This window comes from Aporhodopirellula rubra (assembly GCF_014192335.1).
Classification (GTDB): Bacteria; Planctomycetota; Planctomycetia; order Pirellulales; family Pirellulaceae; genus Rhodopirellula; species Rhodopirellula rubra.
This window is the reverse complement of sequence record NZ_JACHXU010000010.1, coordinates 259,458-274,635: the sequence shown is the minus strand read 5'-3', so window position 1 is coordinate 274,635 and position 15,178 is coordinate 259,458. Positions and strand designations below refer to the sequence as shown.

At 57.8% G+C, this 15,178-nt stretch carries 11 protein-coding genes; 2 read left to right on the top strand and 9 right to left on the bottom strand.

The genetic code is table 11. The annotated features are described in order from the left end of the window. The first annotated feature begins 56 nt into the window (after positions 1-56). Entirely contained in the window at positions 57-1,073 is a 1,017-nt protein-coding gene (locus FHS27_RS15420) for an SMP-30/gluconolactonase/LRE family protein (protein ID WP_184305791.1), read from the top strand. Here FHS27_RS15420 and FHS27_RS15415 read toward each other — a convergent pair. The 9 genes from FHS27_RS15415 to FHS27_RS31135 all read right to left on the bottom strand — a co-directional run bounded on the left by FHS27_RS15415 (position 1,040) and on the right by FHS27_RS31135 (position 11,475). After that, positions 1,040-2,386 (bottom strand): APC family permease, encoded by a 1,347-nt coding sequence (locus FHS27_RS15415; protein ID WP_184305790.1) that lies wholly within the window; start codon positions 2,384-2,386, stop codon positions 1,040-1,042. The genes FHS27_RS15420 and FHS27_RS15415 overlap by 34 nt on opposite strands. 364 nt (positions 2,387-2,750) lie before the next feature. After that, positions 2,751-4,166: a cytochrome c gene (locus FHS27_RS15410; protein ID WP_184305789.1), complete on the bottom strand. Its 1,416-nt coding sequence runs from the start codon at positions 4,164-4,166 to the stop codon at positions 2,751-2,753. A 102-nt stretch (positions 4,167-4,268) separates the two neighbouring features. Beyond that, positions 4,269-5,537 (bottom strand): lysophospholipid acyltransferase family protein, encoded by a 1,269-nt coding sequence (locus FHS27_RS15405; protein ID WP_184305788.1) that lies wholly within the window; start codon positions 5,535-5,537, stop codon positions 4,269-4,271. A gap of 327 nt (positions 5,538-5,864) precedes the next feature. Beyond that, positions 5,865-6,857, bottom strand: a complete 993-nt coding sequence (locus FHS27_RS15400; protein WP_184305787.1) for a hypothetical protein — start codon at positions 6,855-6,857, stop codon at positions 5,865-5,867. Next, complete coding sequence (locus FHS27_RS15395) at positions 6,854-7,792, bottom strand: hypothetical protein (RefSeq protein WP_184305786.1); 939 nt, start codon at positions 7,790-7,792, stop codon at positions 6,854-6,856. The genes FHS27_RS15400 and FHS27_RS15395 overlap by 4 nt, the downstream gene beginning before the upstream one ends. 280 nt (positions 7,793-8,072) lie before the next feature. After that, positions 8,073-8,375: a P-II family nitrogen regulator gene (locus FHS27_RS15390; protein ID WP_009094716.1), complete on the bottom strand. Its 303-nt coding sequence runs from the start codon at positions 8,373-8,375 to the stop codon at positions 8,073-8,075. 10 nt (positions 8,376-8,385) lie between these two features. Beyond that, the gene (locus tag FHS27_RS15385) at positions 8,386-9,402 is read right to left on the bottom strand and encodes an aspartate-semialdehyde dehydrogenase (protein WP_184305785.1); all 1,017 of its coding nucleotides are present in this window, start codon (positions 9,400-9,402) and stop codon (positions 8,386-8,388) included. Positions 9,403-9,490: 88 nt separating this feature from the next. Further along, entirely contained in the window at positions 9,491-10,642 is a 1,152-nt protein-coding gene (locus FHS27_RS15380) for a helix-turn-helix domain-containing protein (RefSeq protein WP_184305784.1), read from the bottom strand. Between the two features lie 545 nt (positions 10,643-11,187). Further along, on the bottom strand, positions 11,188-11,475 hold the full coding sequence (locus FHS27_RS31135; protein WP_246419846.1) for a hypothetical protein: 288 nt from the start codon (positions 11,473-11,475) through the stop codon (positions 11,188-11,190). Between FHS27_RS31135 and FHS27_RS15375 the strand changes: the two genes are divergently transcribed. Next, positions 11,474-15,148 (top strand): circumsporozoite protein-membrane associated protein, encoded by a 3,675-nt coding sequence (locus tag FHS27_RS15375; protein ID WP_246419842.1) that lies wholly within the window; start codon positions 11,474-11,476, stop codon positions 15,146-15,148. The two genes, FHS27_RS31135 and FHS27_RS15375, sit on opposite strands and share 2 nt — an antisense overlap. Positions 15,149-15,178: the final 30 nt, after the last annotated feature.

The following is a 15,178-nucleotide window of genomic DNA, read 5'->3' as shown; positions in this document are numbered from 1 at the left end:
ATTGCGATGAGCCTACTTGGTGAATCAATCCCAAACGCTAACCCCGCGTCCCTCTGATGAGTTTACAATCCAATCCCGTTGTTCGTGACGCCTCGGTGATCCCGATTCCGGACAACGCGGCGTTGCGTTTCTTGCCCGAAGGTCCGTCGCCCCTATCGGTCGCCGGTTGGCTCTCATGGGTCGCGATCCAACACGGTGAATCATCGACGCGTGGTTCGATCAATTTGCTGGACCTTAAAAACGCCACGAACCAATCGTTTGATTTGCCTGGTCGCCCCGGGTTCGCGTTCGCATGTGCCACGACGCAGCCAGACGCCATGCCGACTCGATTCGTTGCGGGCGTCGAACGATCACTCGGAATCTTTGACACATCGGACGGTTCCTGGAAAACGTTCTGCGAGGGAATCGATGCGGATGTTGAAAACACCATTATCAACGATGGCGTCCTTTGGAATGACAATCTCATCTTCGGGACGAAAGATCTCGAGTTCGAAAACAAGAAAGCAGGTCTGTACCTGTATCGCGTGAGCGACGAGAGATTAATCCGGCTGCGTGATGACCAGATCTGCAGCAACGGAAAGATGATTCGCACCGACCAGGCCGGCCAGACGAAGTTGGTCGATATCGATTCGCCGACCAAACTGATCGTCCAATACGATCTCGACGTTGAAAACGGATCGATCGGCGATCCCGATACGTTGATTGATCTAACGGACGATCCGGGCGTCCCCGACGGTGCTATTTTGACACCCGACGGCAATGGCGTGATCGTGTCGATCTTCCGCCCCGATGTGGCGGATTTCGGGGAAACACGTTGGTACGATCTCGCAACCGGTCGGCTCGAAGGTGTTTGGCGTACGCTAGGTTCACCTCGAAACACGTGTCCGGCTTTGGTGCCGATGGGCGATTCGATGCGTCTGGTGATCACGACCGCGACGGAGGCGATGCCGCCGGAAGATCAACGACAGTGCCCCAACGCCGGGAAACTCTTTGTCGCCGAAACGGACTTCGCCGTGCCGTCCAATTGGAAGGCTCCGATCTACGCGGCTTCTCGCCGGAGCGTGAGCGAGTAGACGATCAAACCGGAAACAATCGTTAACACCGTCGCGATGACGTTGTCGGGACGATGCCACGCCGCCAACCCGATCGTGACGGATGTCGCGACGACATAGAACCAGGCCGCAGCCATTCCGATCCGGTTGATTGACACTCCCAATCGCCCGCTGCCGAGCAGGATTGCGACCGTCGCGGCCGAACACAGCGACAAGGTTAAACCGAGATACGAGAGCAAATCTTGCAGACTGGCGAAGCTCACCACGATCGCGATCGCGATGCCCTGCAGGACGACTGATCGCGTCGGCGGTGATTGCTCAGAGTCAAACCAACGAGGCAGCACACCGTCGGATGCCATCTTCGCATAAACCCGCGGCCCCGCCATGATTGTCGACGACACGCTCGACGCGAGTCCCAAACAGATCGCGACACGAACCAGATTCGCGAGCGACGTGCCACCGATCGCTTTCGCGGCCACGGCTGCCACGTCCTGTTTGCCGAGAATTTCGTCGGGTGCCGCGCCGAACACCATGATCGCGTTGAGCACGAGATACAGCAGTGTCACCCCAACGGTCGCTTTGACCATCGCACCGGCGATGTCGTTCCATCCCTGCCGGGCTTCACGTCCGACATAGATCGCCGCATTGAATCCACAATAACTCAGCGAGATCCACATCACGCTGGTGGCCATCGTGAACAACGACGGCTTCGTCGTTGGCGGCATCGACGAGTTGGCGACATGCCAGTTCGGCCATAACCCGATCGACCATACAATGAACCAACCGATGAGCAGGAGTTTCACCGCCACGAGAACATTGTGCCGAATCGCGCCGCGTCGAGTATGAAATGCATGCGCGACCGTACAAACGACGACCAAACAAATCGCGATCCCACCGGGAGGCAGCCACGAGGGTCGCTCCCAATCTCCGATCGCATACGTTTCCATCGCAATCGCGGCAAGCGCCCCGGCACCGGTGAATCCGGCCAAGACCGAAACCCATCCCGCAATGAAACCGACTGCGGGATGAACGAACCGCGACAAGAACAAATACTCGCCACCGTTGTCGGTCAACAACCGGGCGAGTTGCCCGTAACTGATCGCGCCACTGATGGCGATCACGCCGCCGATCGCCCACGCGACCATAACCCAGCGAGGATCTCCCAGGTCAGCGATCGCAAACCCACTCGTCGTAAACACGCCCGCACCGATCATGCTCGCGATGACGAGGGTGGCGAGTGACCATTGGCCAAGCGAACCGTTCGGAAGGTCGGGCGGCGCCGGTCGATCCATCAATACTCTCGGTTGGTTGCTGGCGTCGCCGCGGATAGGCACGATCGGTTTGTTCGAAGGCTATGTTCGAAGCTTAGCCGGATCGAGGGCGGGGTCGTGGTTTTTGGGGCCTGGCAGGCTAGCAGCCTGCGTTACGGTTTTGGAGCGCAGGTTGGGAGACTGGGGTGCGGTTTCGGACGGCAGGTTGGGAGACTGGGGTGCGATTCTGGGCGGCAGGTTGGGAGACTGGGGTGCGTGTTCTGGACTAGCAGGCTGGCAGCCTGCGTTACGGATATCAACTGAAGACTCGGATGCTGCGGTGCGTTTAGAGCGTTTTTTCAATGATGTCGTTTTCAAAAGGTAGCTACGTTCGCGAGAACGTGGTCCACCGTCGGGCGACGGTGGCTACGACAGAAATGAAAATGCTCTAGGTTTGTTGTGGGGCGGGTTCGGGCGTGGACTCTTCTTCGGCGTCTTCTTGGAGCGACCGGATGAAGTTGATCAGGTGCCAGACGTCGTCCTCTTCAAATTGACCGTCGACAAACGTCACCGCGGGCATGGGTGATCCCTCGATGCCTTGCGTGATTCGCATGTACAAGTCTTTCGCTTTCGCCCCACCATGGAACGCACCCAAGGCAAAGTTACGTGGTTTCGCATTAACCGGCGGCAGCGCACCGCGAGCAAGCAACTTGATCAGCTCGTCGCGATTCTCCGGTTTGATTCCGATACCCAATGTCCATTCCTTCGTCCAATCGTCGTAGTCCGTGTTCTGACCATCGCCTCGGCCGTTTTCACCATGGCATTTGCTGCACGCGGCAATCTTGCCTTTGAACAGTTCACGTCCACGGGCAACCGACGCCACTAACGTCTCGGCACGATCATCCCCCATCGCGGCAACGTACTCTTCGTGAGAATCCGGCACCACGAAATCCGCCGGTGGATCAGGAACCTCGACCACCGCATCGGGAGCTTCCAACCACGCGTCACCGATGTCCATCACGAACTCTTCGGCCAATTCCCACGCGTCATCAAATTCCTCTTTCAATTCTTCATCGGCTGCGTTGCGGTTGGCAGGGTTGATGATTCGATCACCTTCTTCGAAGTCCAATTCGTAGATCGCGTCGTCCATCAACATTCGTTCCAGCTCGCCACGCCATGACAGATAGATGACGTAGTCGACGAGAGCCTCGACGTCTTCATCGGTCAGGTTCGGGATCGCCACCATCCGCGAACCGTTGATGCCATTTTTGATCAAACCGGCGAGATCTTCGCGGGTCGGCTTTTCACCACGTTCGGTCGATTTGAATTTGAACACACCTTTGCGATAGTCGCGTGGGTAAGGGTTCATCGTCGCCGACAACTCCCCGCGCCCGTTTCCGGTCACGCCGTGACACGTGACGCAGTGTGTCTGGTACAGCCCGCGTCCTTCTTCGCCAATGCGACCGGACGCCTTCACCAAGTTTTCTAACGAGACGACCGATGCCAGATCATCGTCTTCGGTCACGACGGTTGGCAATTTGGGATTTTCAGGAGTGCCGAACATTTCCGTCACCAACCAGAACGCGTCCTCACTCGCCTGTTCCGTCGGCACGCCTTCCTTCATTTGATACTTCATCGCATAAACCAAGTTCGGTTCGAACTCGAGCGGTTTCGGCTCGCTGTTGCAGCCGCCGATCAGCGTCACAACGCCGAGCGAACAGATCGTTCCGATCGCCGCGACCGCTGCCTGAACGGATCGAGTCATGCGTGACAAATTACCGCATCCGTTTTGTCCGTCACCCGACGCGTGGCCGTGACGGAGCAAAGTGGAACGGCTCGTTTTATCAAAGTTCAGCAAGGTCATGATTCATCCTACAACCGGCACCGAGAGACTATTGGGGAGGGCGAACACGTCATCATCGAAGACGCGTGGCATCGAAAACCGCGATCAAAAGCGTCTGAATCCTCAGCGGCTCGGCACCACGGGATCTCGCCGCTCGAAGTCTCGAGCTTCTTTTGATAACGCATCAATCATTGTACGCAATCGTGCGTCGAGATGGCAGAGTAGCGGATCGGGTTCGCCACGCGGCCCGCGTTCGGTTGGCACTTCGATCGCATGATCGACCTCGATCACGACACTCATCGGCATCGTCTCTTTGGCTTCACCGTAGATCGCCTCTTGGATCCTTTGGATCGTCTCGACAATGCGTGTGTCAGTGATCTCGCCCGGCGTGAGATACTTGTCCGGAAACGACAACAGGAACTGAGCCAGATCGACGGCCGACGAATCGTCGAGATATTCTGCCGGATCACGCGTGACCGGTTTGCCGGTTTCGGGATCGGGCGCGAAGTACGCGGCCGCCACAGCCGTGCGAACCTTCCGTACGCGTTCACGCACGCACGCGTCACGCGGAGACGCCAATCCATAACGCCCCTCGCTGCGAGCGAGCAAGAACTGGATCAACGCATCACGACGTGGACGCAGATCGCCCGATGACGCTTGGCCGACATGTTCGATCTCCTTGAGCGCGAGATACGCTTCCGAAACGCGAAACAAACGTTTCAAAATTGACTGCGGGTCCGTGCCCGTTTGCCGCGGCTGCCAGCTCAGCGCCAGTTCCAGTTCACGCAGTTTTTCATCCGCCCATTCCCACGCGTCACCGATGCAAAGGTATTTCAACCCGATAGGGTGCATCACGACCTTCCCGCCGTTGGCCTTCGCTCGTTTTTTGGCCGCCGTTCGTGCAATGAAGCTGACGCCCTCGAGCAACGGTTTGAGCAGATCGTTGGTACGATTGGTGGTGCCTTCGGGAAACAACACGAGCGGACGTTCGGCACTGACGAGAGTATCAATCGCCGTCTCGATCGCTTGCCGGTCGTTGCCTTCGCGATTGACACTGAACGCTCCCATACGCCGTAACGCGAACGCCTCGAATGAGTTCGTGTTAAACAAGTGCCACGACGCCATCGCGAACAAATGCGTGCCAACCTCTCGCGACAGCCAACCCAACACGATCGGATCGGCGTAGCGGCAGTGGTTCGGGGCCAACAGGATTCCATGCCCCGCGGCCAACGATTCGGCAAAACGATCCGCGTGCCGAAGCTCGTAATCAATGACGGCTTCTCGTTTCCGCAGATGCCGATCGATCAACCGAAGCTTTTGAATCGCGGTCGGCCACAGGTTTCCCCGGTGGGGCGGCACGAAGGTATAAGGACGATCGAGAATAACGGTCATAAAACGAAAACAGTTGAGATCGGAAAAACAGCGTTAGCGTGCGTCACTAACAAATTTCGACAGCAACGGGACTCATCGGTCGTTTCGGCAGGATACGTCGATTCCTGAATGTCTTTGCAGCATTCGATATCGACAGAGCGGTGATGAGGCCGTCGTCTGGTGAACGAGAGCCCACGAAACGTGAAAACCTGCGCCACCGCCGAGAATTCTAGCTTGTTTTCCCGTTGCCGAATGCAACCCACGCGATACCGATACGTCCCGTTCGAGTTCACCCCGTTGTTACGACGACGAGTACGAGTCCTCAGCCGAGATCGATCCACCGGTCGCTCACGAAGAGGCTGCTGCAATTACTGCGAAAAAGAGGACAACGAGTATGATCCCACCGACCAGTAGGAACAGCTTCGCATACGAGAATGGCGACGAACCAACAATGAATCTCGCGTTTTGGCCACAGATCACGACGCGGTACAACTCATCGCGGTATCGATAGGCGAGCACGTATGCGGGCAGCGAATAACGCCGCGTAATCAACCTTCGCAGAACGATCGCAACTCGCACCTTTCGAAAACTCGTGCCCGGGATGTGGTGAGCCCGAATCCGATCCGCTGCGGTTCGTTCGATCGCCGCCAACACCTGTTGTCGAGCTTGACTGCGTGGCACGTCGAATCGCTCGAGCGTCGGCTGATCGCCGCCGCCAACCACGGAATCGGTGCCTGACCCCAATTGCATGCCGGGCGTAATGGCATATGCCTCTTGATCGGTCAATCCGCGAGATCCGGAAACCAGCATGTCATCGAACCGCAACGGTGTCTGTCCTGAATGAGGTGCCCAGGCGGACCGCCCCGCGCCCGCATTCGAATCCGCCGTCCAACTGACCAAGGCTTCGGCATCGAAAATCCAAGCCACCCACCACAGCGGTTTGATCTCGGTAAGCGTCGAGGCCGATGAGAGATCCGACGGTCGAAACCAGCCAAGAGAATCCAACCACGCCTTCAATGCCGCGCGAGCCTCCTCGATGCTCACCGTCATCGGCAAGTACGTTTCGGTCTGCTCCATCGGATCGTCGATCGTTTCGACCCGTAAAACCTCACCGCAGAACGAACACGCTGGTGCCTGATGATCAGGATCGTACGTGATCGCGGCGCCACAGCCCGTGCACCGCAGCAACGTGACCGAAACGTGTTTGGCGTGCGAATGGTCCGCATGCGGTGCCGCTTGGCCGCAGATCGCACAACGCAGATCGCCCTCTTCCAACGGTGACTCGCACCGCGAACAGTGCGGCGGTTCGTCGACCGGATGAACTTCAATCGGCTCATTCATGACGCCACACTCAACAGAATGGCAACGATCAACACGAGTGCGAGCACGGACAACACGGCGAATACAATTTTGGTTGTCGAGACCGGGACCTTGCCACCGACACGGCCGGTTTGTCCGTTCACCAGAATCTGCACCGGAGGTTGATCCTCAGCATACCGAACGGCATACGACCAGACCGGCAACAGCACCAAATCGATGACTTCGTTGTCGAGGTTCGCGTGAAATTGCAACCCACGATGGCTGTCGCCGGGCATGAAGGACTTCAACCGACGCTCGACCATCGCGATCGTTTCATCGTGAGCAAACCGAAAGCACTCCGCTTGCGATCGTGTCGGCTCTTCGGCCAACCACCCCGCGACAAACGAATCTGAATACGCCCGCAACGAACGTAAATCGAACGGCTCGATCGCTTCCAAGGCCTGGTTGCTGACGCCGCCGGATGCGGTGACGATCACGTCGACCACGTAGCACTGAAATTGTCCCGACAGCGGTCTCCACTCGGTTTTCGTAACCGTTCGTGTGCGTCGGACGCTTTTGCCCTGAGAATCCGTCGTCGTGTACGTTTCGGTCTCGGTGTAGTTCTCACCAATGCTCGCCGAATAGTTCGCACGCGCCACGGCGCCATACAAGTACGCGGGCAGATAGATCCCGTGCGTTAGCTCCGGAACGGCGGCCTTGAAATCCGATCGCGCGAACGCATGGCTCTTCGACATCCAATTGCGGACCGCCTGGGTCGCCTGTTCGTGATTGACAACAAACCCGACTAGAAACGTTGGTGACGGTCGGTTCGGCGTCGGCGGGCGCCGGATGATCGACGGGGACGCACAATACGGACACGTGGTCGACCGTACACTCGCATCCACCGTCAACACCGCTCCGCAAGATTGGCAGGCAATCTCCGTCGAAGGGGATGTGGTCACAGGTGCGGATGCCATCGAATTCAATGCGTTAGGAAGTTCAAATGCAAGGAGCGAAGGAAATCAGACGCCAGAGGCGCAGCGACCGTTTGTGAGGCGTCAGCGGTACCACTGCAAAATGCAGAACGTCCAATCGCGTCACTCAATCAGGCCCCCGTTATCAATCGGCCCGATAGGATAACCGCTCACGTCGAGGCGTTGTTTCAATGCCCGTCACACGCAGTATGAAAACGGCGTGGGCAATGATATCGCCTCAGTAGAGTAAGGCTGAAACGCGTGAATAACGGGGCGGTCAAAATTACAGAAAACTGTGGACCGGCATAACCATGATCTTGCCGTCACCGATTCGCCCGGTGCGAGTCACCGATACGATTTTCTCCAACACGCCATCGAGCCGCGTGTCGTCGACCCACAATGTGATCTGCACTTTGGGCACGAACGCTTCGGAGTACTCGGTGTCTTGGTACTGATCGAGATAGCTTTTCTGCCGCCCGTAGCCTTTCACTTCGAACACGCTGAGCCCTTCCAATGGCGCGCGTTGCAGCGCGATCAGGACCTGTTCAGCGAGATGAGGTGCGACAACGGTAACGACTTGCTTCATCGCATTGGATCTATGAACTCGCGACCGCTTTACGGGCCAGCAATTCGGCGATCTGGACCGCGTTGGTCGCAGCGCCCTTTCTCAGGTTATCGCTCACGCACCAAAACGCGATTCCTGATTCCGAACTGATGTCTTGGCGAATCCGTCCGACGAACACGTCATCACGTCCGTCGCAATCACGCGGCATGGGATAAACGTGATTGTCCAGATCATCGACCACCGTCACGCCTTCGGCGGCGTCCCAAAGTTCGCGGGCCTGTTGGGCGGTGATCGGTTTCTTCGTTTCGACCAAAATCGATTCGCTGTGCCCGATCGCGACCGGGACGCGTACCGCCGTCGGACAAACGGCAATCGATTCGTCACCGAGGATTTTGCGGGTTTCGTACACCATCTTCATCTCTTCGCTGGTGTAGCCGCTTTCCTTCTCGGATCCGATTTGCGGGATCAGATTGAAACCGATCGGATGTTGGAACGTCGACGGTGTGTGCGATCCGTTGTCGAGCGACGCACGGACGCTGGCTTCCAACTCAACGTTGCCCGCCAGTCCCGCACCACTGGTGGCTTGGTAAGTACTCACCACCACACGGCGAATCCCAACGGCGGCGTGGATCGGCGCCAGTGCAACGACCATCTGCGTGGTGCTGCAGTTCGGGCTGGCAATGATGCCTTGGTGGTTTTCGATCGCCTGCGGGTTGACTTCGGGGATCACCAAAGGAACCTTCGGGTCCATCCGCCAATAACCACTCTCGTCGACAACAACCGCACCGGCCTCAACGGCCCAAGGTGCGAACTCCGCAGACACCTCGTCCGGCGTGCTGGCGATGACCAGATCGACACCGGCGAAGGCGGACGGTTCGAGCAATTCGACCGTGATTTCCTCGTCACCATAACGAACCTTCGTGCCCGCACTGCGAGCCGATGCGAGCAAACGGAGTCGCCGCATCGGAAACTTCCGAGCGTGAAGCTGGTCCAAAACAATACGACCGACGGCGCCAGTAGCACCGACCAGAGCAACACAATCAAACACGATGGCAAACGTAAGGGTCAGAGGGTTAGGTCATCCGAACGTCGCAACGACATCGGAAGCGACTTCGGATGAGGAGAACGGCCGCCGATTAACGACGATCCATACGGCGTGCGATTGCCTCACGAGGCAACGGCATAATCTTGGCTGCGCCGCCGGTATTGTGCAACAAGTCTGCACGGTCGGGTTTCCCTTCCGCGTCTTCGTACTGCACCAGGAACGCACCGACTTGGATGCCGTTTTCCTCGTAAACCGGTGGCCAGAACTCTTCGGCGCGGATCGCCAAGGTTTTCGCCAACAGGCGAGTCGCCCGTCCCGAGAAACCACTGAGAACCATGTCCAACCGGCCGAGGGCTTCGCGGAAGAGGTAGAACACGAGCGCGGTGTCTTTGCCGTTGCCGCCCGCGTATTCCCACGTGCCGTCGTCTTTTTCGTAGTAGAAGCCGGGATGGGGTGCGTCTTCGTTCTTGCTCAAACGCATCCCCGCCGACGCTCCGTCCGGTTTCGGATCGCTGTCTCGGTAACGCAGGAAGAACGGGCACGAACGAGCCGAAACGTCATCGACATCGTCTTCGGTCACGAAAGGCGTACAGCCGAACGCATCGGAGAACAACAGTTCAACCGTCGGGTTACTCTTCACACTACCGATGCAGATCATGCCGCGGTCGCCGGTTGCGTTTTGGAAACCGTCGAACACGTCCGTCGCTCGGGCACGTGCATCCTCGAGCGAAACTTGCCCGGGACTCCACACGAGCGATTGCTGAATTCGGTCTGGGCTCGGAACATCGGCGGGGCGTCCAGTCGGTTCCGCCCCCGTGCTTTCGCCAAAGTGCTTTGCAACGCCACCAAGCGTCGAAATGCCGTTAAGCAATTCGCCGACCAGGACTGAGTCACTCGCGACGACCATTGCGTTTTCAGGAGATGCCTCTCCTTCGCCCTGACGAACACCGACAACAATTTCGATGTCGCTTCGTCGAGCCAACAACTCCCAGAAGTTCTCCGCGTTGATCGCAAACAGTGCCCCCGGCAACTCTTCAGCCGTCGCGTGACCTTGATCAATCAGGTAATCGCACAATCGAGAGAGGGCATCGAGCGGAATGTATTTGGCTTCATTCTTGAGCAATGAGGCAACTTGGTGACGATCCAAACCCGTGTGCTCAACGATCGCTTTGATCGTCCCGGGGCGTTTGCGACGGTCGGGGGTGTGCCCGAGGAGTTCAGCAAGCCGAAAAGCGTATCTCATAGGTAATTTTTTAGCGAACGGAGAGAGGGAGAGGAGGGAAAGCGGCTGAGGTGTCGCCTAAATTGAAGCGTCACTCGCCCCAAACCTGACTTGACAAGGGACCAATTACGCTCAATCACCAAAACCTTCACGACACATCTTGTACGAAGAATGCCGAAGGGGGAAGTCGCCTACATTAGGTAAAATCATACCTTGCCGGAATGAACCGCATCGAAGGCCACATTCTATTCGAATTATGACCGCTAACGGTGACTCAGGCGGTGGATTCGACAGGATCATTCGGAATTTCCGACGACCACGTCCCCACTTCAGGGCAAAAAGCGAAATCCAAACCAAAACAAACGTTCGCTGCGACTTGTAACTGCGGTAAAATAAATGTTGTGTTCAAGTTCAATCAGCGGACAGCCGTCGAGGCCAAAATTTTCGGTGCGTTGAGCAGCCCCTGTGATGTCCAAACGGTCAGTAATCCCGCCGGAATATTCGCTCGCAGCAATCGTCTCTCGTGATTCCACCGCCGGACATCGCTAGCGTTACTTAAAACCACATTAAGAGCAAACCACATGGCGGGTGATTTGTTCGCTCGAAAACACAATTTGAACACCGCCGAGCTCCCCAACCTCTTCTCCAACTTCCGTTAGCTCGCCCTTGCCTAACTCCTCCACCCACCCAACCGAAGTACGAGCCGGAGGTCCCACCCGACCGGTTCGGCCGTCGACGCCCGTTTCCGCCGATCCGATCGAATCTTTCGTGTTAGGCAGGATTGAGGCGGCACAATCGGCACTTTGGCGCGCCGAACTGACCCGACGTGTGCTGGTTTTGGTGATATCCGTCATGGCGATCACGCTATTTTGGATCGTCGTCGACCAGTGGATTTGGTCCCCTGGAGTGGCCGGACGCAGCCTGATCGCGATCGCTCTGACGGCCGCCGGTGCCGCGTATACATATCTGCGCCTGTGGCCGGTCATGCATCTGCGCGTCCGTGAGGACTATGCCGCCCGAGCCCTTGAACGCGATCACCCCGAACTCGGCCACTCGCTGTCGAGTTACGTCAGTCTCCGGCAACAACGCGTCAATCACCCCCGAGGCCAACTCGCCGACCGTGTCGTCCAGTCCGTCGGTGCTAACGCGGCGACGAAGCTCAAACACATCGACGCACCGCCCAGCGAAGCGACCGGGTTGATTTCATGGTGGGTAACCGCGATCGCGTTGCTAGCCGTGATCGCGGCTTACGCTTTGGCATCGCCGAAAAATTCGGCGCAGTCAGTGGCGCGCCTCGTTCGCCCGCTGGCCTCTCTCGATGCCCCGCGTCGTGTCCAAATCACCGACGTCTCCCCCGGCGATACCGAAACCCTCGCCGGCCGCAGTCTTGAGATCGCAGCCACTGTGAAAAACCTTCGCGATGACGAACCGGTTTACTTCCGGTGGGAATCCAATCAATCGGCAATCACGAAAACGTCCGCATCTCTAACACAGCCCACCGACGACTCCGCCACCGGGAATCAACAACAAACCCGGATGATCGCCAACGAAACCGACGGTCAACTCGATCAATACATCGCGACCGTTCCGATCTCGCACCACGCGCACGGCACACGGCGCTATCATATCGTCGCAGGCGACGCGTCATCGGGGCCATACGAAGTCACCATCCGCGACACACCGGTCGTGCAAATCCGCGAAGTCATCTATCTGCCCCCCGCCTACACGGGCAAAACAAAACACACCGGACACACCGGTTCGATCCAAGGCGTCGACGGCACGAAAGTCGAACTGATCGCGACGATCAACCGACCGATCACGCGTGCCATCATCGAATTCAACCCACGTAAAGTCGGCCAAGACATTCAGGCAACCGCCGGTGCCAGCGAGATGCAAATTTCCGGCGACGGAACGACCGTGCGTTTTGATTTTGCATTACGTTCACGCAAAGGCGGCGCAATCGAACTGCAGGATTACCGAATCCGAGTATGGGACGATGCGGGGCAAACGAACGGTGACCCGATCATTTATCCGATTCGGGTGATCGAAGATCTTCCGCCTGAAATCACGATCGTCGTTCCGCAACAATCGACCAAAGATGTACCGATCGATTCCGAACAGGTGTTCGAAATCCATGCCGCTGATGTCGACTACGGGCTCGCCGAAGTCGAAATTGAAATCCATCGTGGCATCGACTTGATCGCCCGCTCAACGCTTTGGAAAGACCCCGTCGGCAAACGTGGAAACCAAGTCATCGAGTATCGGTTCCGACCGTCGCGAATGATCGTCGTCGGCCGCGATAACGGGATCCGTGGTCGTCGCGGTGGTGGCCTGATCGTCGGTGACGAAGTCGAAGTCGTTGCGATCGCCACTGACAACCGCACTGATCCGAACGACAAAACGATCGTCCCCGGCGTTACCCGAACCCAACCGGTTCTCCTGCGCATCACCGCCGCCTCGGCCGTACCGAACAATCAAGATTCCACACAGCAGCCGAAACAAGGTGAAGGCGATTCGTCCCAAGAACAAGGCGAAGGCCAATCCGGGGAAGGTGAACAGGGAGGCTCCGGAGGCGGCCAATCAGGAAAAGGCCAGCAGGGAGAAGGACAACAAGGAGAAGGACAGCAGGGAGAAGGGCAGCAGGGAGAAGGACAGCAGGGAGAAGGACAACAAGGAGAAGGACAACAAGGAGAAGGCCAACAGGGAGAAGGACAGCAGGGAGAAGGACAGCAGGGAGAAGGGCAACAAGGAGAAGGCCAACAGGGAGAGGGGCAGCAAAGCGACGGGCAGCAGGACATGTCTCAGGACGCCGGTTCCTCCGAGTCGGGCGAACAGACTGATCCCCAGGGCGGGCAACCACAGGATTCACAGGGGCAATCCGGCGAATCCAGCGACCCCTCAGACGCCGAACAACAAGCTTCGTCGGATCAAAACGCCGGTTCACGCAATCAAGGTGGCAAGCCGAACCAGGGTCAAACATCGGGTGCCTCTGATGGCAAATCCGACAACGCGCCCGAACAACCACCGCAAGACGACGCCGAAGCGTTCGAACGAATTCAGGACTACTTAAACGAGAAACGCGAAAACCAATCTCGCGGACAGAACCAACCTCCAGGCCAGTCGTCCGACCAAAACCAACCAAACGATACACCGGAGAATCGCAACTCGAACGACGAATCCGGAGACGGTTCCTCCGGCCAATCTTCAGAAGATCGCAATACGAACCCCAACGACGATGCGGGATCGCAACGTGATCCTCAGAACTCGGGATCCGACAATGACTCCATGACGAATCCGAACGAAGGCGATTCGGGTTCAGATTCGGAGAAAGGCGATTCAGCAGGCCAACCCGAAGGCGGCCCCAAACAGGGCGATAGCGAGCAGGGTGACGGCGAGAAGGGAACAGGCCAGCAGGAAGACGGACAGCAAAGTGACGGCCGACAAAACGATGACCGGCAAGGTGACAGCGAGCAAGACGCTGGTAAACAAGGCACCGGCATGAACGACGACGCGGGCGGACAGAGCGGCAGCGAGGGTTCCCAGGAACAAAGCAGCACTGAGCCCGGCGAAGACGGCGCGAACGAAAAAGAGGGGGCGGGCGAAAAAGAGGCTGGCGATAACTCATCCGGTGAGAGCGCGTCTGGTGAGGACGGCAGTCAATCCGAATCCGCTTCCGGAAAAAACGTCCAACCCAACGAGTCCACTCCCGATGGCGACAGCGGCAAACAGGGCAGCGATTCCCAAAGCGGTGATCCATCATCCGGGAAGGGCGAGAACCAGCCTTCCGAAAGCGGCGATGATTCCTCGTCGAGCGATTCCGATGCAGGCGATTCCGAAGCCGGCGACAGTGGCTCCAAATCGGGAGGTGATGATTCCGAATCGTCCCGCTCTAACCCAAACGGAGCACCTGACAAAGGAGCCCCTAATCAAAACCGCGATCAACAACCGAACCCATCCGAAGACACCGACTCAGAATCCGGACTTAACGACCAACCGTCGGGTAATTCGGATTCAGGAACACAGAGCGGTGACCAATCGGGCCAACCTTCGCCAACGAGCGATGAATCGGGAGGCGAATCCGCTCAAGGTGGTGGCTCTGGACAATCCGGCGGCGGTGTCGGCGAAGAACAATCGATCGAGAATGAACTCCCCGATCCCGTGGACCTGGAGTACACCAAAGCGGCTACCGACATGGTGCTCGATTATCTCGATGAAACACGGACGGATCCGGATCCGGAACTGCTCGAACGGCTGAAATGGACGGATCAGGACCTGAAACGATTCCGCCAACGGTGGCAGGACATCAAACCGATCGACGGCGGCCCACGCGTCGACGCTCCACCGCAAAGCGAAATCGAAGAGGCGTTGCGTAGCCTTGGGATGCGACCACCGGGAACCGCCGAATCCAACCGCCGCGACCAGTCCGACGACATTCGTGGACTGCGTGATTCGGGCAATCGCCGCCCAGCACCCGCCGACATTCGAGACGCGTTCGAAGCTTTCCGGCGTGGCCTCTCGCAACCGTAACGCTCACACGTCGGTCACCGGATTATCGAC